15 protein-coding genes are annotated in these 18,841 nt (G+C 69.0%); 11 read left to right on the forward strand and 4 right to left on the reverse strand.

Annotated elements, in window-relative coordinates; genetic code table 11:
- Positions 1-1,153: 1,153 nt before the first annotated feature.
- The 6 genes from ACFYRU_RS17540 to xylA all read left to right on the forward strand — a co-directional run bounded on the left by ACFYRU_RS17540 (position 1,154) and on the right by xylA (position 10,420).
- Positions 1,154-3,379, forward strand: coding sequence for a DUF222 domain-containing protein (locus ACFYRU_RS17540; RefSeq protein WP_387659533.1), 2,226 nt, complete (start codon positions 1,154-1,156; stop codon positions 3,377-3,379).
- Complete coding sequence (locus tag ACFYRU_RS17545) at positions 3,357-4,703, forward strand: amidohydrolase (protein WP_387659536.1); 1,347 nt, start codon at positions 3,357-3,359, stop codon at positions 4,701-4,703. Before ACFYRU_RS17540 ends, ACFYRU_RS17545 begins: the two co-directional genes overlap by 23 nt.
- Positions 4,704-5,246: 543 nt before the next feature.
- On the forward strand, positions 5,247-5,942 hold the full coding sequence (locus ACFYRU_RS17550; protein WP_387659537.1) for a hypothetical protein: 696 nt from the start codon (positions 5,247-5,249) through the stop codon (positions 5,940-5,942).
- Positions 5,943-6,805: 863 nt separating this feature from the next.
- Entirely contained in the window at positions 6,806-8,023 is a 1,218-nt protein-coding gene (locus ACFYRU_RS17555; RefSeq protein ID WP_387659540.1) for an ROK family protein, read from the forward strand.
- A gap of 76 nt (positions 8,024-8,099) precedes the next feature.
- Positions 8,100-9,263: a Gfo/Idh/MocA family protein gene (locus tag ACFYRU_RS17560; RefSeq protein WP_387659541.1), complete on the forward strand. Its 1,164-nt coding sequence runs from the start codon at positions 8,100-8,102 to the stop codon at positions 9,261-9,263.
- Positions 9,260-10,420 (forward strand): xylose isomerase, encoded by a 1,161-nt coding sequence (gene xylA / locus ACFYRU_RS17565; RefSeq protein WP_387659544.1) that lies wholly within the window; start codon positions 9,260-9,262, stop codon positions 10,418-10,420. Before ACFYRU_RS17560 ends, xylA begins: the two co-directional genes overlap by 4 nt.
- On the opposite strand, the gene ACFYRU_RS17570 is transcribed toward xylA, so the two are convergent.
- Positions 10,421-11,476, reverse strand: a complete 1,056-nt coding sequence (locus tag ACFYRU_RS17570) for an epoxide hydrolase family protein (protein ID WP_387659547.1) — start codon at positions 11,474-11,476, stop codon at positions 10,421-10,423.
- Between the two features lie 54 nt (positions 11,477-11,530).
- On the opposite strand from ACFYRU_RS17570, the gene ACFYRU_RS17575 reads away from it, so the two are divergent.
- Both ACFYRU_RS17575 and ACFYRU_RS17580 read left to right on the forward strand, forming a co-directional pair.
- Positions 11,531-11,833 carry a hypothetical protein gene (locus ACFYRU_RS17575; RefSeq protein WP_387659550.1) on the forward strand — a complete coding sequence of 101 codons (303 nt, stop codon included), beginning with the start codon at positions 11,531-11,533 and terminating at the stop codon, positions 11,831-11,833.
- The gene (locus ACFYRU_RS17580; protein ID WP_387659553.1) at positions 11,779-12,552 is read left to right on the forward strand and encodes a YqjF family protein; all 774 of its coding nucleotides are present in this window, start codon (positions 11,779-11,781) and stop codon (positions 12,550-12,552) included. The genes ACFYRU_RS17575 and ACFYRU_RS17580 overlap by 55 nt, the downstream gene beginning before the upstream one ends.
- On the opposite strand, the gene ACFYRU_RS17585 is transcribed toward ACFYRU_RS17580, so the two are convergent.
- Positions 12,494-13,243 carry a hypothetical protein gene (locus tag ACFYRU_RS17585; RefSeq protein ID WP_387659556.1) on the reverse strand — a complete coding sequence of 250 codons (750 nt, stop codon included), beginning with the start codon at positions 13,241-13,243 and terminating at the stop codon, positions 12,494-12,496. The genes ACFYRU_RS17580 and ACFYRU_RS17585 overlap by 59 nt on opposite strands.
- A gap of 67 nt (positions 13,244-13,310) precedes the next feature.
- On the opposite strand from ACFYRU_RS17585, the gene ACFYRU_RS17590 reads away from it, so the two are divergent.
- Positions 13,311-13,805, forward strand: coding sequence for a MarR family winged helix-turn-helix transcriptional regulator (locus tag ACFYRU_RS17590; RefSeq protein WP_387659558.1), 495 nt, complete (start codon positions 13,311-13,313; stop codon positions 13,803-13,805).
- A gap of 168 nt (positions 13,806-13,973) precedes the next feature.
- On the opposite strand, the gene ACFYRU_RS17595 is transcribed toward ACFYRU_RS17590, so the two are convergent.
- Both ACFYRU_RS17595 and ACFYRU_RS17600 read right to left on the reverse strand, forming a co-directional pair.
- Positions 13,974-14,558: a GNAT family N-acetyltransferase gene (locus tag ACFYRU_RS17595; protein ID WP_387659561.1), complete on the reverse strand. Its 585-nt coding sequence runs from the start codon at positions 14,556-14,558 to the stop codon at positions 13,974-13,976.
- Positions 14,555-15,349 carry an SGNH/GDSL hydrolase family protein gene (locus ACFYRU_RS17600; RefSeq protein WP_387659563.1) on the reverse strand — a complete coding sequence of 265 codons (795 nt, stop codon included), beginning with the start codon at positions 15,347-15,349 and terminating at the stop codon, positions 14,555-14,557. The genes ACFYRU_RS17595 and ACFYRU_RS17600 overlap by 4 nt, the downstream gene beginning before the upstream one ends.
- 28 nt (positions 15,350-15,377) lie before the next feature.
- On the opposite strand from ACFYRU_RS17600, the gene ACFYRU_RS17605 reads away from it, so the two are divergent.
- Positions 15,378-15,809: a cupin domain-containing protein gene (locus ACFYRU_RS17605; protein ID WP_387659566.1), complete on the forward strand. Its 432-nt coding sequence runs from the start codon at positions 15,378-15,380 to the stop codon at positions 15,807-15,809.
- Between the two features lie 9 nt (positions 15,810-15,818).
- A complete protein-coding gene (locus ACFYRU_RS17610) occupies positions 15,819-18,809 on the forward strand; it encodes a sacsin N-terminal ATP-binding-like domain-containing protein (protein WP_387659569.1) in 2,991 nt (996 codons plus the stop codon).
- Positions 18,810-18,841 lie beyond the last annotated feature (32 nt).

The raw sequence follows: 18,841 nt of genomic DNA on the forward strand, positions 1-18,841 counted from the left end.
GACCCGTCCTGCCTGACCGACCCGTCCTGCCTGACCGACCCGTCCTGCCTGACCGACCCGTCCTGCCTGACCGACCCGTCCTGCCTGACCGACCCGTCCTGCCTGACCGACCCGGCCTGCCTGACCCGGCCCGGCCCGGCCCGCGTGACCCAACCCGACGTCTGGCCCAACTCGATCTGGCTGTCCCGACTCGGCCGGCCTGACCAATCCGGCCTGCCTGACCCGGCCCGGGCGTGCGCCCCCTACGGGGCCTTTAACGGCCCGGCCGAGCAGGTCTCGACGTGCCGGCACTGTCGACCGGCCGCGCCTCCCCGGCCTCCATCCGCACTGCGCGCCGCGCCGGGCTATACCGCGCGCCGCCCTTCCAGCCTGACGCCGCCCCGCCCACCGCGTGGAACTCCCGCCGGGCCCGCTGCGCTGCCGCGCTCCGACACCGCGCTCCGACACCGCGCTCCGACACCGCGCTCCGACACCGCGCTCGGCCTGTCCGCCCTGCTGCGCTCTACTCCTGCCCACCGCGCTTGCCGGCACTGCCCAGCCAGCCCGCCGCCCCCCAGCCCCGCCTGCAGTGTCCGCTCGTGTCGGGGCTTCCGAGCTTCCAGCCCGCTTCGCTCGGCTCGGCTGATAGCTCGGCCATGCCCGTCCTACTCCGCTTGCGTCCGACCTCAATCTCATCGTCGACGCCCGCGCCTGCACACTCGCTCGGGAACACCCGCGCCGCAGACCCACGCCTGTCGCCTGCTCCTGGCCCCGGCTTTCGTCCGCCCTTCTCACTCAGCCCCGCCACCGAGCCCTCGTCCAGTCTCGCCCGTCCTCTTCCAGTCCCGCCCGGCCCACCTGGCGGGGCTCGCTCCGGCACCTGCGAGGCTCGCCTTGGTCGAGCCCCGCTAGGCCCGGCGCCCACCGCCTCCCCGCACAGATCTCTGGCTGGCTCGAAGCTTCGTCGGGCGCCGTCGCGCAACCCTCGGGCGGCCGGTTGGAATTGAAGTTGCTTCTAGCAACGATTTATCTCCCAGCTCGCCAACCGCCTCTGTCTGCAGGGCTGTATATCCGGTTCGGGCGCACGTGGAGTGTGATGTTTTCCCTTGTGGACAAGGGGATTCGGCCTGTCCCGGGTTTGGTTTCCGATCCGCGATCACGTAGAGTCGAACACATGTTCGAGATGGATCTGAATGCACTCGCCACCCGCGCCCTGCTGGAGCGGGCCGCCGGTCGCCGCGCGGTCGCGAACGAGGCCGACGCCGACCTGCTCGAGTGCGCCCAGATCTACGCCGACCGCTTCCACCCCTCGACCTCCCCGTCCCGCCCCACCCACAACGCCCACGACGGCCGTGAACGCGCCATCGTCCTGGGCGGTGAAGGCTGCCCCGAGATCGCGGAGTTCGCGATCGCCGAATTCGCGGTCGTGATCGGGGTATCTCCCGGCGTCGGCCGCGACCTGATCGCCGACGCGCTCGCCCTGCGCCATCGCTTCCCGCTCACCTGGGCCCGGATCCGGGCCGGCGAGGCCACCGCGTGGAAGGCTCGTCAGATCGTGCGGGCCTGCACCAAGCTCGATCACGCCGCGGCGGAGTACGTCGACCGCCGGGTCGCCGCGATCATCGACACGGTCTCGCCGCACCGCCTGGGCAAGATCGCAGACGCCGCCAAGAAGTATGCCGATCCTCAGCGTGCCGCCGACGAGGCCGCGGAGGCGGCGGACGAGCGGGGTGTGTTCGTGGGCCGCGGTGACAAGCACGGCAACAAGACCATTTACATCAAGGCCCCCGCTGCCGCGGTCCATCGCCACGACACAGCCATCGCCGACATCGCCGAGGCCCTGAAGATGCTGGGTGACACCCGCCCGATCCAACACCGCCGAGCCGAAGCCGTAGGTATCCTCCCCGACCCCCGCTTCACCCAAGAACTCCTCACCCAAGCCGCCCAAACCCCCACCCAACCCACCCCGACCCAGTCCGCCCCCACCGAGCCCGCACACAGCGAACCCGCACACAGCGAACCCGCACACAGCGAACCCGCTCCCACCAGGCCCGCTCGCAACCAGCCCGCTGTCACCGAAGGACGCCCCACCGACACACGGTCCACCGAACGGCGCGGCACCGAGTCACGGCCCTCCGAGCCGTGGCCCACTGAGTCACGGCTCTCTGGGGCGCGGCCGTCTGGGGCGCGGCCCAAGGAAGGGCGCCGCATCGAGTCGCGTGCGACGGAGTCTCCTTCCAACGGGTCTCCTTCCAACGGGTCTCCTTCCAACGGGTCTGCATCCAACGGGGCTGAGCCCGTCGGGACCGATCTCGTGGGCAGGGATGATTGGGCTGGCGTGCTGGAACCATTGGGGCCGCCGGATGATCTGTGGCTCGAGGCTGCTGGGCCGGAAGACCCGGATCCGCTGGCCGATCCGTTCGACAACTGTGCTCTGGACCAGGATTCGCATCCGATCGACGCATCTGATGAAGGTGCGCCGATGGACGGTGTCGCCCTCCGTGCACTGAATGCCGTGCTCGCGCAGATCAAGCAGAACGCCTACGCCAACCCGAGCTATCTCGACCGTCCGTGCAGCAAGACGGATCCCGCTAACCTGAACAACTCGCAGAACGTGCGCAGTTCGCGGAACGTGGAGGACTCGCCGAGCCTGGACGACCCGCGGAACCTGGGCAGCTCGCGGAATCTTGGCAACCCGCACAGCCTGGACAACTCGAGGAAGACGAACAACCGCGGCAACCCAGTCGGCTCGACCGACGCGGCAGATCCACCTGAACCGGGCTGCTCGAGTAGCCAGGGCAGGCCTGGTGCGGCGGACCTGGTATCGCGGAGCAAGGGACAGGTACGTCCGGGGAAGACCGAGGTTGTTGTGCATCTGACCGATCACACGCTCGCCAGTGGCAGCGGTGTGCTGCGGGTCGAGGGCATTGGCCCTCTCCTCGCGGCGCAGCTGACCGAGCTTGTCGGCCATGGACCGTACGTCGTCAAACCCGTCATCGACCTCAACGACGCCGTGAGCGTCAACGCCTACGAGATCCCGATGCGCATCCGCGAACGCGTCAAGCTGATCCATCCGGTGGAGCTCTTCCCGTACGGCACCCGCGAGACCACGAACACCATCGACCTCGACCACATCCAGCCCTACGACCCACTCGGCCCACCCGGGCAGACCAGCACCACCAACCTCGCACCGCTCGGCCGCTTCGGCCACCGGGTGAAGACCCACGCCCGCGGCTGGACCGTCCACCGCATCAACGACAGGACGCTCGAATGGACCACACCCCACGGCTTCACCTTCCGCGTCGACCCGGAGGGCACGCATCGGGTGGACCCACGGATCAACCAGACTGCCGTACACAACTCAGTCAGGAGGACGAATGCCGCGACTGTTGATCCGTAACGTCTCCGTCCTGGTGGTTCCCGAGCAGGGGGAGTGCCGTATCGACGACGCGCAGGACGTCCACGTGCAGGACGATCTGATCGTTGCCATCACTCCCACGGACGCAGCCGGCCCGGAGGATGCGGTGATCGACGGGCCCGGGTTGCTGGCGGTGCCGGGGCTGGTGAACTCGCATACGCACAGTCCGATGGTGATGATGCGCGGAGCGGCGGAGGATCTCGCGATCGAGGACTGGTTCAACCAGCGGATCTGGCCGATGGAGATGAACCTGACGCCGGAGCGGGTACGGGTCGGCGCACGGTTGGCCTGTGCGGAGATGCTGCTCGGCGGCGTCACCACGTTCGTCGATCACTACTTTCACGCCGACCAGATCGCTGCCGCCGCAATCGAGTCCGGCATCCGGGCGAATCTCGCGCCGACCTTCTTCTCCGCGACGGACGCTACAGGCTCCACGAACAAGGAGATGCAGGCCGCCTTCGACGTGACCCGTGAGCTTGGAGAGTTGCATCCAAGGATCACCGCGAGTCTCGGGCCACACGCGACCTACACCGTGAACGACGACGACCTGCGGCGTACGGCGGAGGTCGCGCGGGACGAGGGGTTCCGGATCCACCTGCATGCGGCCGAGACCGACGACCAGACGCAGGCCTCGCTCGACAAGTACGGGGTCACGCCGATCCAGGTGCTCGAGCGGACCGGGGTGCTCGACGCCGGTGCACTGATCGCGCACGGTTGCGGGATTCGGCCGGAGGATCTCCCGATCCTGGGGCGGTACGCCGGTCGTACCGCGGTGGCGTCGTGCCCGAAGGTGTACCTCAAGCTTGCGATGGGCGAGGTCACACCGATCAAGGGCCTCATGACCGCAGGCGTCAGCGTGGGCGTCGGTACGGATGGAGCCGCCGTACACAACACCCTCGACGTCTGGGAAGCGATTCGCATGGTTGCCCTCACCCAGAAGCAACGCGAACAAGACGCCGAGTGGATGACCGTGGACGACACGCTCCGCCTTGCGATGAGAGGCAGCGCCGCCGCGGCAGGTCTCACCGGCAAGGTCGGCGTACTCGAACCAGGCCACCAAGCCGACGTGGTGCTCGTCGACCTCAACGCGCCGCACAACCAACCGCTCCACGATCCACGGGCCGCGCTCGTGTACTCGGTCAGAGCCACCGACGTCGTTACGGTCCTCGTCGCCGGGCAGGTCGTCGTACGTGACCACCGCCTGACGAGCATGGACCTCGACGAGGTCGTGGCCGATGCTCGGTCGCTTGCGCACACCCTGGTCGACCTGTCCAAAGGAGGCTCGATACAGCATTACGACCCATGAGTTCGCAAGGAGGAGCAAGAACTCGACAAGATCGAGCAACGGACCCGGGACGACGGGTGCGCGTTCTCGCGGTGCGGTTCGGTCGCGGCCGGATGGCGGTGGTGCGGGAGGTTCGTGACGCTGCGTGCGTAGCTGGGCGACGCGTGCGAGGTGATCGAGGTGGTCGAGGCGATCGAAGTTGAGTCGGCGCCCGGTGGCGCGGAGGGACATCCGCGCAGGGCGGGGCTCGGTGCTCACGGAAGTGCGTGCGGGCCTATCGGACTCGGCGTGTCACTGCCCGCATCCGAATCGCGGAGCACCTGTCAGCAACGGCGTGACGACCGTCCGTTGGGAAATGCAAAGATCGCGTTGGGTAACCCGAACGGTGTGATTCGGTAGCCCTCTGGTGGGGAAGTCTTTCGTTGTCCGGGGGTTGATTGTTGCTGTCCGCAAGACCGGGGGAACGGTGGGTGACACCATCGGTTTTGCTCTGGTCCTGGGTACCGGACACATGGCACGATCGGCCACCGAGGCACCACAGGGGACTGGGACGAGTGAGGCTGTATGAACGGGCGGACTGCGGAGGACAACCGGATCCCGGTGAACGGGACCGCGGGTACGAACGGGGCCGGCAACGGTCACGCTCCGCAACCAGCCGCTAACCTCGGAGCACCAACCGAGTGGCGGTCCGGGCAACAGATCGCCGAGGTCCAGGTGCCGAAGTCGGAGTGGCTGTCCGAGGTTCGCGATCGTCCGCGGGATCCGAGCGGTACGACGCTGCGCCAGTTCAACACCCCGGTCCGGGTGGACGAGATCGCGGTCGCCGCGATGACGCTCGCCGAGGACCTGCACGCGGCGACCCAGAACATGCCCGAGTCCGTCGAACTGCGGCGCTTCCGGCGCGAGCTCGACCAGGCTGCGACCACGTTCCGGGACCTGGCGAGCAAGCTGGAGGTCACCGCCGGCAAGCTGGTCCGGTTGGCCGCGAACGAGGGCCAGGCGTGTGGTGTCGGCTGGGGCGTCTGCCCCGAGCACGGCCTGACGCTGATGAACATCGGCGATGCCGTCACCTGCCACGTACTGGGCTGCGGCCGCGAGAACGTCGGCGAGGTCGAACGCTGCGAACACCCGGTCGGGTACCGGGTCGTCGACGCAGCCGGGCCGTCACTCCTCACCTGCGCCGGCCACGCGATCGCCTGCCGCCTGTACTTCGACAACCCGGTCATCACCGCAACCGCCGACAGCATGGAACTCTTCTAGGAGCCACGCGGTGCCGTCGGACGTACGGCAGTCTGAGGGGTCTGGCGCTTGAACGTGCAGCCGCCGCCGATGATGAGCCGGAGGTAGTAGTCCGACGAGCGCGCCGTCGTCGAGGGCGCGGACGCTCGAGCCGGCCAGGCGTCACCGGAGCCCTCGGCGGTCTTGACGGTCCCGGAGGTCCCGGAGGTCCCGGCGGTCCCGGCGGTCCCGGCGGTCCCGGAGGTCCCGGCGGTCCCGGAGGTCCCGGAGGTCTGGTTGCCCTCGTGGTCTGCGGACTGGCGTGGTTGCAGACGTGATCTGCGGACTGGCGTGGTTGCAGACGTGGTCTGCCGTCCGCCGTCCGCTCCGCAGTCCGTTCCGCAGTCCGATCTGCAGTCCGATCTGCCGTCCGCGTCCCCCGTCGCGGCCGCTGGTCGGGTTGAAGCGCCGCGGTGCGGCGGTGGCGCAGCCGTTCGGCTGCATCCGCTGGACGTGCGTGTCGACGGGTCGTACGACGAGAACAGGCGCGAGCCCGGTGTCCCACGCCGACGGCCTGGTGGCTCGCTCGGTTCGCGTTGCGAGCGCCGGGGTGGTGCCGTCTCCTGACCGTTGCCGAGATTCGGGTACGTCGACGTGAGTCGGGGAAGTCCTGCCAGCTCACGGGCGGTGGCGACGGTGGACGCGGACGGTCGGGCGGAGCTGTGGCGGTGGTGGCGCGGATGTGCCGGATGAGACTCGTTGTGGGCAGGAGTGCGGAGGTCCTGAGGGTACGGATCTCGACAAAGGGCTGCAAGAACTTCACGGGTGTGGAGCTCTTGACGAGCGGCGTGCCTGAACTTAGTTTGTTGGATCAACAGACAAAGTCGACGAAAGGGCTGCAAACGATGGTGATCCGGGGTGTTGCCGCCGATCACGTGTCGTTGCGCCGCAACAACCTCTCCGTCGTCCTGCGGCACGTCCACGACCTCGGTCCGCGCTCGCGGGCACGGATCGCCGAGGAGACCGGCCTCAACAAGGCAACCGTCAGCAGTCTGGTCGCCGAACTCGTCGAGCGCGGCCTGCTCCGCGAAGGTTCCGCCGACTCCAGCCGCGCCCTCGGCCGCCCCGGGCAGCTCGTCGAGGTCGACGGCACCGGCGTCTGCGGTGTCGGCGCCGAGATCAACGTCGACTACCTGGCGGTGGTCGCGCTCGACCTGACCGGCAACGTCGTCTTCGAGAAGCGTGTACCGGTGGACGTCGCGCATCTCGGACCCGGTACGACACTCGACCGGTTCGCCGTACTCGTACAAGAAGCCGTCCAGGCCGTCGCTGCCGGCGGAGGGCAGTTGGCCGGCGTCACGCTCGCCGTACCCGGTCTGGTCGAGGGTGAGACCGGCGAGCTCAAGCTCGCCCCGAACCTCGGCTGGAGCGAGCTGTCCGTCGCCAAGGAGATGCGTACGCGTCTCGGCGACCCGACCTACCCGCTGCACGTCGAGAACGAGGCGAACCTCGCGACGCTGGCCGCGTACGCCGAACTGCGCGAGCACGACCTCGTACTGCTGACCGGTGCCGTCGGTGTCGGTGGCGGCGTGGTGTCCGGCGGCCATCTGCTCCGCGGCGAGCACGGGTACAGCGGCGAGGTCGGCCACATGCCGGTCGCGCCGCCCGGGCAGACCTGTGGTTGCGGGCGTACCGGCTGCTGGGAGACCGTCGTCGGCCTGACCGCACTGTTGCGCAAGGCAACGGATCGCACCGATCCGGTACGGGACCCGGCGCTGGACGTCGAGCGCCGGCTGGCGGCGATCGTCGAGCGCGCCGAGGCAGGCGACGTACGGACCCTCGCAGCGTTGAAGGACGTCGGCAGCTGGCTGGGCGTCGGGGGAGCGATCCTCGTGAACATCCTGAACCCGGCGGTGCTCGTCCTCGGCGGGTACTTCGCCGTGCTCGGACCGTGGCTGCAAGAACCGCTGGAGCAGGCCCTTCGAGAGCGTGTGCTCGCGCAGGACGGCGGCGGCTGCCGGGTGGTCCGCTCCGACCTGGGCTTCGGCGCAGCCGTCCGTGGCGGCGCGCAGATCTGTCTCGACCAAGTATTCGCCGACCCGACACAGCTAGGAGAGTCATGACCGAACGAAGTGCGGTCATCAATTCAATACAGTCGACTCGTGCCTCATCGGCGCCCGGAGCGAAGCGAGGACGCCGATGAGTGACCTGGGCATCGGCCTGATCGGCTACGCGTTCATGGGCGCGGCCCACTCGCAGGCCTGGCGGAGCGCGCCGCGCTTCTTCGACCTGCCGCTCGATCCGCAGATGAACGTCCTGTGCGGCCGGAACGCCGAGTCCCTCCAGGCCGCCGCTGCCAAACTCGGCTGGAAGGCGACCGAGACCGACTGGCGCAAGCTCATCGCCCGCGACGACGTGCAACTGGTGGATGTGTGTACGCCGGGCGACAGCCACGCGGAGATCGCGATCGCGGCGCTGGAGGCCGGCAAGCACGTACTGTGCGAGAAGCCGCTGGCCAACACCGTCGAGGAGGCCGAGGCGATGACCGCCGCGGCGGAGGCGGCGAAGGCCAAGGGGATCCGGTCGATGGTCGGATTCACGTACCGCCGGGTCCCGGCCATCGCGCTGGCGCGGCAGCTCGTTGCCGAAGGCAAGCTCGGGACGATCCGGCACGTCCGCGCGCAGTACCTGCAGGACTGGATCGCCGACCCGGAGGCGCCGCTGTCCTGGCGGCTGGACAAGACGAAGGCCGGCTCCGGAGCGCTCGGCGACATCGGCGCGCACATCGTCGACATGACGCAGTACATCACCGGCGACACGATCGGCGAGGTCAGCGCGCGGCTGGAGACGTTCGTGAAGGAGCGTCCGGTCGCGGCGGAGCACTCGGGACTGTCCGGCACCGCCGGAACGCAAAGAGGTCCAGTGACGGTCGACGATGCCGCGGTGTTCCTGGCGACGTTCCGCGGCGGTGCGTTGGGCGTGTTCGAGGCCACCAGGTTCGCGACCGGGCGGAAGAACGCGATCCGGATCGAGATCAACGGCAGCCTCGGAAGTCTCGCGTTCGACTTCGAGGACATGAACCTCCTGCACTTCTACGACGCAGGAGACGACGCGCGGACGGCGGGCTTCCGCCGCATCCTCGCCACCGAACCCGACCACCCGTACGTCGGCGCGTGGTGGCCGCCGGGCCACCTGCTCGGGTACGAGCACGGGTTCACCCACCAGGCCGTCGACCTGGTCACGGCGATCGCCGACGGCACCGACCCGGCGCCGTCGTTCGCCGACGGGCTGCAGGTCCAGCGTGTGCTGGCCGCGGTCGAGGCCAGTTCGAACTCACGTCAATGGCAGGAGATTGCAGGATGAGTGACTACACCCCGTCCAAGGACGACAAGTTCTCCTTCGGGCTGTGGACCGTCGGCTGGCAGGGCGTCGACGTCTTCGGTACGGCGGTACGCCCGGCGATGGACCCCGTGCACACGGTCGAGAAGCTGGCCGAGCTGGGCGCCGCCGCGGTGACGTTCCACGACCAGGACGTCGTACCGGACGACAGCACCCGCGAACAGGTGCTCGAGCGGTTCAAGAAGGCGCTCGCCGAGACCGGCCTGGGCGTCGAGATGATGACGACCGACCTGTTCAGCCACCCCGTCTTCAAGGACGGCGGCCTCACCGCGAACGACCGGCAGGTACGGCGGTACGCGCTGGCGAAGGTACTGCGCAACGTCGACCTGGCGGCGGAGCTCGGCGCGACGACCTACGTACTGTGGGGCGGCCGGGAGGGCGCCGAGTCGGGCGGCTCGAAGGACGTCCGCGCGGCGCTGGACCGCTACAAGGAGTCGATGGACCTGCTCTGCGCGTACGTCCGCGAGCAGGGGTACGACATCCGCTTCGCGCTCGAGCCGAAGCCGAACGAGCCGCGCGGCGACATCCTGCTGCCGTCGATCGGCCATGCCATTGCCTTCATCAACGACCTCGCCGACCCCGAACTGGTCGGCATCAACCCCGAGGTCGGGCACGAGGAGATGGCCGGCCTGAACTACGCGCATGGCATCGCGCAGGCGTTGTGGCACGGGAAGCTGTACCACATCGACCTCAACGGGCAGCACGGTCCGCGGTTCGACCAGGACCTGCGGTTCGGGGCCGGGAACCTGCGCGGCGCGTTCTGGACGGTCGACGCGCTGCAGGGATCCGGAAAGTACCCGGCGTACGACGGCCACATCCACTTCGACTACAAGCCGCCGCGCACCGAGGACGAGGAAGGCGTCTGGGAGACGGCCCGCGCGTGCATGCGGAACTACCTCATCCTGCGTGAGAAGGCCCTCGCGTTCCGGGCTGACCCGGAGGTTGCCGAGGCGCTGGCCGCGGCGCGGGTCGCGGAGCTGTCCGAGCCGACGCTGGGCGAGGGCGAGAGCCTGGACGAGCTCCGCAACGAGAAGTACGACCGTGATGCGCTGGCCGATCGCGGTCTGGGCTTCGAGAAGCTGGACCAGCTCGCGATGGAGCACCTGCTCGGCGTGCGGTAACTACAGCTTCGCGAAGAAGGCGCGGAGGTCCTCGACGACGAGCCCGGGGACCTCCAGCGCCGCGAAGTGCCCGCCGTGGTCGAACTCGGTGTAGTGCACGACGTCGAACTCGCGCTCGACGAGCTTGCGGACCGTGCTGTCGTTCGGGAACACCGCGAGCCCCGTGCGCACCGGGCAGTACGAGACCTGCGCGCCCCACGCCGACTGCGCCTCGCGGTACAGCCGCGCCTGGGATCCCGCGGTCCGCGTCAACCAGGTCAGCGTGACCGTGTCGAGGATGTGGTCGTTGCTGATGGCACCTTCCCGGTGGCCGTAGTCGTCGTACCACTCGAGGTTCCAGGCGAGCTGTCCGACCGGGGAGTCGAGCAACGAGTACGCGAGCGTCTGTGGGCGCGTGCCCTGGATCGCGGCGTACCCGGATCGTTCGTTCTGCCAACGGTCCAGCCCGCCGAGTCGTTGTTGCTCCGCCTCGGTGAGCTCCTCGCCCTGCGGGAACACGAAGTACCCGTCGAGGTGCAGCCCGATCACCCGCTCCGGCACGATCCGCGCGACGGCAGGCCCGATCCGGGCGCCCCAGTCGTACCCGTGTACGCCGTACCGCTCGAAGCCGAGCTGCTCCATCAGCGCGATCCAGGCACGCGCCATCCGGTCGACGCCCCAGCCGCTCGCGGTCGTCACCCCACTGAACCCGAACCCGGGCATCGTCGGTACGACGACGGTGAAGTCCTGCGCGAGCGCGTCAATCACCTCCAGGTAGTCGGACGCGGCGCCCGGCCAACCGTGCAACAGCAACAGTGGTGCGCCGTGGCCGGTCTGCACGTAGTGCACCCGCTGACCGTCGATCTCGGTCACGAACTGTGGATACGTATTCAGCTGCTTCTCGAAGCGGCGCCAGTCGTACTTCGTCCGCCAGTACTCGGTCACGTCACGCAGCCGGCCGAGCTCCACGCCGTACGACGAACCCGCGTCCGGCAACTGGTCCGGCCAGCGGGCGGCATCCAGCCGGCGCTGCAGCTCGTCCAACTCTGACTGCGGTACTTCTGCTCGAAACTCCATACGAACGACGGTAGAAGCAGTACCGGACAGCCACTGACCGCTACGATCGAATTCATGAAGTACGTTGCGCGGATCGTGGAGGTGCCGGACCACGGCATCAAGCTGGAGCCGGTCGAGGGGACCACCGTTCCGGAGCAGCCGACCGAGGTGAATCTGCTCGGGATGGCGATCGGGTTGGCGCTCGGCGCGGCCGGGTACCGGCATCACGCCGAGCAGCGGGACCCGGAACTGCAGACGCTGGACGCGCTGCTCGCAGGCGACGCGGTGATGCCCTGGAAGCCGGGCACCGGCGGGTTCCTCGTGTGCGAGCTGAACGATGGCCGGCCGACCTGCGAGGTCCGGTCCAGCGCGGAGTGACCTGGCCGGACGCGCCGGTGCTGCCGCGGCCGCGGATCCTGCGGCAGCGGTGGCTCGATCTGACCTTTGTCCATTGGGCTTTCGAGCCGGACGAGGTCGCGCACTTCTTTCCGCCGGGCACGCGGCCGGACACCTTCGAGGGTCGTACGTACGTGGGTCTGGTGCCGTTCCGGATGGTCGACACCGGGCTACCCGTCGGGCCGGGGGTGCCGTACTTCGGGTCGTTCCTGGAGACGAACATCCGGTTGTACTCCGTCGACGAGACCGGTCGGCGTGGCGTGGTGTTCCTGAGCCTGGACGCGGATCGGCTGGCCGTGGTGGCGACCGCCCGGAGCGTGTTCGGGCTGCCGTACCGGTGGGCTCGCATGACCCATCAGCGGGACGGCAATCACCACCACTACAGCACGACTGTGCGACGTTCCGGTGCTGCCGCGACGGTTGGAGTCGAGATGGGGGAGCGGCTGCGGATCGGGCCGTTGGAGGACTTCCTCACAGCACGGTGGGGGCTGCACGTACACCGCGCCGGGCGGACCTGGTACCTGCCGAACCGGCATCCGCCGTGGATCCTGCACGCTGCGACGCTCACGACACTGGACGCCGACAGCCTGCTGCGCTCGGTGGGATTGGAGCCGCCCGGGCGGGCGCCGGATCAGGTCGCTTTCAGCGCGGGTGTTCCTGCGGAGTTCGCCGTACCACCAGCTCCTCGGTCTGCTGGATGATGAAGCCGACGCCGAGTTGACGCGCCCAGCGGTTCACCTCGGTCGCCAGCGCGGCTGAGCCGGCTTCGTCGCCCTCGTCGCGGAGCAGGATCGCCAGGTGGGTCTGCTGGGCGAGCGTCGGACGTAGGTGACCGTTCTGCTGCAGGAGCTCGGTCGAGCGCTCCCACTGTTCTCTCGCGAGCTTCAGATCGCCGGCAGCGTGCGAGTGGTGCCCGAGGTGGCGGAGGGCCTGCGCCATCGTCAGCTCGTCACCCAGCTCCAGCGCGAGGGTGTAGTGCTCGATGGCGTCCGTGGGCTGCTCGTAGATGTTGTCGGCGATCGCGCCGGCCCAGAAGTTCGCCGTACCGCGCCGTGCGTCGTCAGGGGCGTCCTTGATGAGGCCGAGCACGCGGTCGCGCAGGTCGCGGTCGCCTGACTTGAACAGCGCGTTCGCGTAGTCGTTGCGGAGCTTCAGCATCGCGAGGTCCCACGAGTCCTCGGTGACGGCGGCGAGCGCGGCCGTGGCGTGGTCGGACTGCTGGCCGAAGTCGTGGTCGACGGCGACGGTGGCGCGAGCCAGCGCGAGGATCTGCTGCTCTTCGGGATCGTCGGTCTGAGCTGCGGTCAGGAGAGCGGTGGCGGCGGTCCAGTGGCCGGCGAGCATCAGTTTGCTGGCTGCGTCGGCGACGGCGGCGGCTGGGAGTTGGCTCATGCCGTGCAGAGTATTTCGACGTCGAAACATTTGACAACTAACCTTTAGCCACTGAAAAGTTAGTCCGGTGAAGGATTTTGTGGACACCCACATCGACCTCTGGTCCGGAGAGCTGCCCGACCTCGACCGCGACGTCGAGGGGATCACGGTGCGCCTGCAGGTGCTGACGCGGTACCTCGAGCGCCGGCGGGAGGCGGTGCTGGCGACGTACGGGCTGCAGCTGTGGGAGTTCAAGACGCTGCACATGCTGCGCCGCGGCGGTACTCCGTACCGAGCGACGCCCGGTCAGCTCGCCCGGGCGCTGAACATGTCCCCGGCCGCGCTGACGAACCGGCTGGACGCGCTCGAGCGCCGTGGGTACGTCGAACGTACGCACGACCGCGACGACCGCCGCAAGGTCGTCGCCACGCTCACAGCGGAGGGGAACGAGCTGTGGGAACGGAGCATCGGCGACATCGGCCGGGTCGAGGAGGAACTGATCCATCAACTTCCCGGCCCGGACCGAACCGCCCTCGACAACCTGCTCCGCCGGCTCGTCGTCGGCACCGGAGAAAATTTGTAGCCACCGGATGTCAAGAACGCCTGCTCTCCTCCGACGTACCCGTGTAAGCGTCGAGAGAGGACAGACCGATGGAACCCCTGAACCTGATGGTGTCGCTGAGCCACTTCGCCAACGACGACCCGAAGAACAAGCACGGCCTCAGCACTCCGGCGGGCCGGCGCCGCAAGATCAAGCTGTGGAGGCTGGGCGGTAGAGGGCGTAGTGCATGGGGCCGTTATGAGGAAGTTCCAGTTCCGCGATGACGGTGAAGCCGAACGATTCGTAGAAGCCCACGTTGGCGGGGTCCTGGGTTTCTACGAAGGTGGGGGAGTTGGCCGCGTCGGCCATTGCCAGCCCAGGGTTGATGACTGCGTGGCCGAGGCCTTGGCGTTGACGGTCCGGGTGGACGGCGGCCAGGGCCAGGAGCCAGGTGGGGGTTCTGGGATGGAAGAGTGCGATCGCCTGGCCGTACTCCGCGGTGAGGTCTGCTTTTGAGCCTGCGAGCGTCTTGAACTCGGCGGCGTGTGGGGCGAAGGCTTCGGCCGGTAGGTTCGGGGGTAACCAGATCGCGACCGCGCTGACGTCGTCGGTGACCCAGACGCGGCCGTGGGGCAGGCCGATGCCGGTGACGAACAACCGGTGGTACTGCGTGAGCCGGTCGGTGAACCCGTCCGGGTCGAGGCACGCGCGCGTCATCGGGTAGTCGAGCAAGGCCTGCGTCAGCGTCTCGACCGCCGCGTCGACGTCCGCGTCCGTTGCCTCGCGCACCTTCATCGGCCGAGCTCGTCCAGGATCAGGTCGGCGACCGCGCGCATCCCCGCGGCGTTCGGGTGGTACGGGACGAAGCCGCCGAGGTTCGGCGGCAGCATCGTGAAGCCGGTGGTCCACGGTTCGGCTGATCCGATCGCGTGGTCGCGGCTGGCTGCTGACGCCGCGATCAGGTCCGCACCGGTCGCGGCGGCCGCCTTCGCGAATGACGCCGCGAGTCCGTCGGCCATCATCGCGATGCTCGGCAACTGCTCCTCGTTCAGCGGTACGTCGAGGCGCGGGCGGGTGGCCGGGCCGACCAGGGTCAGGTAGTCGACGAGCATGATCCGTGCCTCGGGCGAACGTTCCCGGGCGCGCTCGACGACGGTGGTCAGAGCGTCGGTGACGGACTGGTACGACGCTTCGTCCTTGAGGTAGCTGACGCGCGCGCGGATCCGGTTCGCGACCCGGCGGCCGAGGATCGTGGCCGGTTTCGCGATCGTGTTGAGGAAACTCCCGCGCAGGAACGTACCGACGTACTCGAGGTCGTTGCCACCGACGGTGATCGTGACGAGCGCGGTGTCCGGGGTGAGCGCCTCGAGCTGCGGCGGAGCCTCGTTCTGCGCGGTGTCGATGAGGTTCGCGGTGGTGGCGCCGGAGTACGACACGTCGACCAGTTCGAGACCGCGGTCGGCTGCGACCAGGTGCGCGTAGTTGCCGCCCGAACGACCCGCCGGCGGATCTACGATCGGGCTGATCCCCGGCCCGGCCGCGAACGAGCTGCCGAGTGCGACGTACCGACTGCCGGATGCGATCACCGGATCACCATAGAACGAAGGGGAGAGCATGTTCACTCGGGGAGTACTCGCCGCCGTCGCTGCCGGGGGACTGGCCGTCGGGCTGGTTCCGTCCGCCGCCGAGGCGACACCGAGTTCGGGCGTGACCGCGACGATCATCTCCAAGTCCACGCTCGGGCGGACCGACTACATCCTGCGCGAGATCACCATCCAGCCAGGTGGCACCACCGGATGGCACTTCCACGACGGGACGCTGTACGCGTTCGTGAAGGCTGGGACGCTGACGCACTCGGGGTCCAACTGCAAGACGGACGGGGTGTACCGGACCGGCGCGGCGTTCACGGAGCCGAGCGGATCCGACCACGTGCACGTCGGCCGGAACCTCGGGACCAAGCCGTTGGTACTCGACGTCCTGTACGTACTGCCGACCGGCAGCCCACTGTCCGAGGACGCACCGAACCCGGGTTGCCCGTTCCAGTAGCCTGCCGCCGTGACTGACGACGCGTTCGGAACGGCCCAGCTCCGCCAGAAGGTCCTCGCTGCTTGGGCAGCCTCCCCGGTCCGCTTCCGCGAGGACGCCAACGCCGAGGAGGAACTGGCGCTCGGAGGATACGCCGACCGCGTCGTCATCGAACTGGCCCAGAACGCCGCCGACGCCGCCTCCCGCGCCGGGGTGCCGGGGCGGGTGCTGTACGAGCTGCGCAACAACACCCTGGTGGTCGCCAACACCGGCGCCCCGCTGGACGCCGAGGGTGTGCAGTCGCTGGCGACGCTCCGCGCGTCCGCGAAGCGGGTCGGGGAGGGTTTTGATCCCGGATCGGGCGGAAATCCTCCCCAACCGTCGTCGGTTGGGCGGTTCGGGGTGGGGTTTTCGGCTGTGCTCGCCGTGACGGACGAGCCGGTGGTGTTGTCGCGGACGGGTGGCGTGCGGTTCTCGAAGGCGGACACGTCGGCGGCGATCGCGGAGGTGCCGTCCTTGGAGACGGAGGTGCGGCGACGGGACGGGCACGTGCCGGCGCTGCGGCTGCCGTTCGAGGCCGAGGGGGAGCCGCCGGCCGGGTACGACACCGCGGTCATTCTTCCGTTGCGGGACGAGGCCGCGGTCGCCCTCGTACGCCGACTGCTTGCGGAAGCTGACGACGCGCTTCTCCTCGCGCTTCCCGGGCTCGAGCGGATCGAGATCGAGACCGACGACACCCATCGCGTCCTCGAGAACGTCGTGACCCGCTGGCACATTCAGCGCGCCGGCGGTGTGTTCGGTCCGGGGGAACGCGAACAACTCTTCGCCGACCGCCCCACCGAAGAACGCTCTCGCCCTACCTGGTCGGTCGTGTGGGCGCTTCCTCGTGGTGAGCACACACCACCGTCCGTCGTCCACGCCCCGACGCCCACGGACGAACCGCTGTCGCTTCCAGCGTTGCTGTTGGCAACTTTCCCGCTGGACTCGACGCGCCGGCATGTGGCGAAGGGTCCGCTGACGGACCGGCTCGTGCAGGAGGCGGCAATCGCGTACGCCGAACTGCTTCACGACCGCGCCGCGGCTGGTGATGACGTACTTCACCTAGTACCCACAGGCCTCGCCGCGGGGGCCGTGGATCGAATGCTCCGAGAAGAGATTCTGCACCGCCTGCCCAGCACTGCCATGCTTCGAGCCGTGGACGCCGGTGCCCTGGATGGTGTGTCGGGGGCCGGGTTGTTGCGGCCCGTGGATGCTGTGGTGATGGAGGGGGCCGATGGGGAGTTCGAGGGGGTGTTGGCGCCGCTTGTGCAGGGGTTGATTCATGGGCGGCGGGAGGATCGACAGGCGCTGGATGCCTTGCAGGTAAGGCGGATCGAGCTCGCCGAGGTGGTTGACCAGCTCGGGGGAGAGAAGTCGCCGGCGTGGTGGCGGGACCTGTACCTGGCGCTTGCGAACATGGTGACGGACCCGATGCTCCGGGAGTCGCTGGGTACGCTGCCCGTTCCGCTCGCTGATGGACGGCTGGTGCGGGGTGCTCGCGGGCTGCTGTTGCCCGGTCCGGAGATCCCGCTCGACACGCTCGCGGCGTTCAGCGAGTACGGCGTACGCGTCGTACATCCGGACGCGGTCGCCCCAGCCCTCGAACGGCTCGGCGCGATCCCCGCCACCCCGCGTACCCTCCTCGAGGACAGCGCCGTACGTACCGCCGTGGAGCATTCCGCCGACGCGGACGACCCGGACACGATCGCCCACGCCGTACTCGGCATGGTCGCCGCCGACCCCGCCCAGGCCGACGGACTCTGGTGGCTCTCCGACCTCGTACTGCGCGACGCCGACGGCGAACTGGTCCCCGCGAACGCCCTCGTCATCCCAGGCTCACCCGCACACGCGATCCTCGACCCCGACGAGGTCGCCCCGATCGCGAACGACCTCGTCGAACGCTACGGCCGTTCCGCCCTCGAAGCCGTCCTGAGTACGCTCGCCGTGGTCACTGCCTCCGACGTCGTCCTCGACCAGCTCCCCGAATCTCTTCAGGACCTCGACGGGATCGACGACTGGGTGTACGACGTGGCGCCCGGCGGCTCGCCGTACGGTGCGACGATCGGCGAACTGGAGGTGATCCGCGACCTCGACTGGATCACCGACTGGCCGAAAGCCCTGCAAACACTGGCCTCCGACCCCGACCTACGCCGCGCCCTCGTCACCCAGGTCCGCATCACCGGCCCCGACGACCGCCCCCGCGACGTCCCGTCCTACCCCGCCTGGTGGATCCGCGAACACGTCGACTCGCTCGCCGGCCGAGGGGATCCGGACGCCGAGCCGGTGCTCGCGACCTTCCTCGACGAAGCACCCGGCTGGACCGCCGCCCTCGACCCGGAGGTTCGAACGGCGATCGGGCTGGTGCGCGACGTCGGGGATCTGGACGCCGAGGGCCTCGCGCTCGTGCTCGATCGGCTTGCCGACCCGGAGCGGGACGTCGACGAGGCCGCGGTCCTGCGGCTCTGGTCCCGGCTCGGGACGCTCACGCTGTTCCCCGGCGAAGCGCCGGACCGGGTGCGGGTACTTGATCCGGAAGGTGGGACCCGGGTCACGGACGCGGACCATGCGGTGGTGGTCGACGGTCCGATGTGGGTGCAGCGCGGGGACCTCGGTGGGTTCGTGGTCGGGTCGGGCGCGACCGCGGACGGGCTCAGCGACCTGTTCGACGTACCGCTCGCCCAAGAAGTTGCCGAAGGCAAGATCGACGGCACCGGCACGGCGGCCGACGTACCACCGATCGTCCGCGAACTGGTCCCCGAGGTACCGGCGACCTGGTGGGAGCACGAGGAGCTCACGGTGGACGGCGTCGAAGTCTCGTGGTGGGTCGACGCCGACGGGGCTCCGCACGCGGCGACGTTCGACGGACTGGCGAAGGCCCTCGCCTGGGCTGCCGGCCGGTGGGACCAGCGGCATGTGATCCGCGCGGTTCTCAACGAACCGGACCGTTCCGCCGAACTTCTGGTCGACGCAGTGTTCGACTGACCGGAACCGGCCGGTCGCCACACCGCGTGACG

Origin of the sequence: Kribbella sp. NPDC004536 (assembly GCF_042873835.1) — a bacterium.
GTDB lineage: Bacteria > Actinomycetota > Actinomycetes > Propionibacteriales > Kribbellaceae > Kribbella.

Bases quoted from the DNA above. Each gene is read 5' to 3' on its own strand.
- ACFYRU_RS17540 (WP_387659533.1), top strand. From the start codon at position 1,154: ATGTTCGAGATGGATCTGAATGCACTCGCCACCCGCGCCCTGCTGGAG.
- ACFYRU_RS17545 (WP_387659536.1), top strand. From the start codon at position 3,357: ATGCCGCGACTGTTGATCCGTAACGTCTCCGTCCTGGTGGTTCCCGAG.
- ACFYRU_RS17550 (WP_387659537.1), top strand. From the start codon at position 5,247: ATGAACGGGCGGACTGCGGAGGACAACCGGATCCCGGTGAACGGGACC.
- ACFYRU_RS17555 (WP_387659540.1), top strand. From the start codon at position 6,806: ATGGTGATCCGGGGTGTTGCCGCCGATCACGTGTCGTTGCGCCGCAAC.
- ACFYRU_RS17560 (WP_387659541.1), top strand. From the start codon at position 8,100: ATGAGTGACCTGGGCATCGGCCTGATCGGCTACGCGTTCATGGGCGCG.
- xylA (WP_387659544.1), top strand. From the start codon at position 9,260: ATGAGTGACTACACCCCGTCCAAGGACGACAAGTTCTCCTTCGGGCTG.
- ACFYRU_RS17570 (WP_387659547.1), bottom strand. From the start codon at position 11,476: ATGGAGTTTCGAGCAGAAGTACCGCAGTCAGAGTTGGACGAGCTGCAG.
- ACFYRU_RS17575 (WP_387659550.1), top strand. From the start codon at position 11,531: ATGAAGTACGTTGCGCGGATCGTGGAGGTGCCGGACCACGGCATCAAG.
- ACFYRU_RS17585 (WP_387659556.1), bottom strand. From the start codon at position 13,243: ATGAGCCAACTCCCAGCCGCCGCCGTCGCCGACGCAGCCAGCAAACTG.
- ACFYRU_RS17595 (WP_387659561.1), bottom strand. From the start codon at position 14,558: ATGAAGGTGCGCGAGGCAACGGACGCGGACGTCGACGCGGCGGTCGAG.
- ACFYRU_RS17605 (WP_387659566.1), top strand. From the start codon at position 15,378: ATGTTCACTCGGGGAGTACTCGCCGCCGTCGCTGCCGGGGGACTGGCC.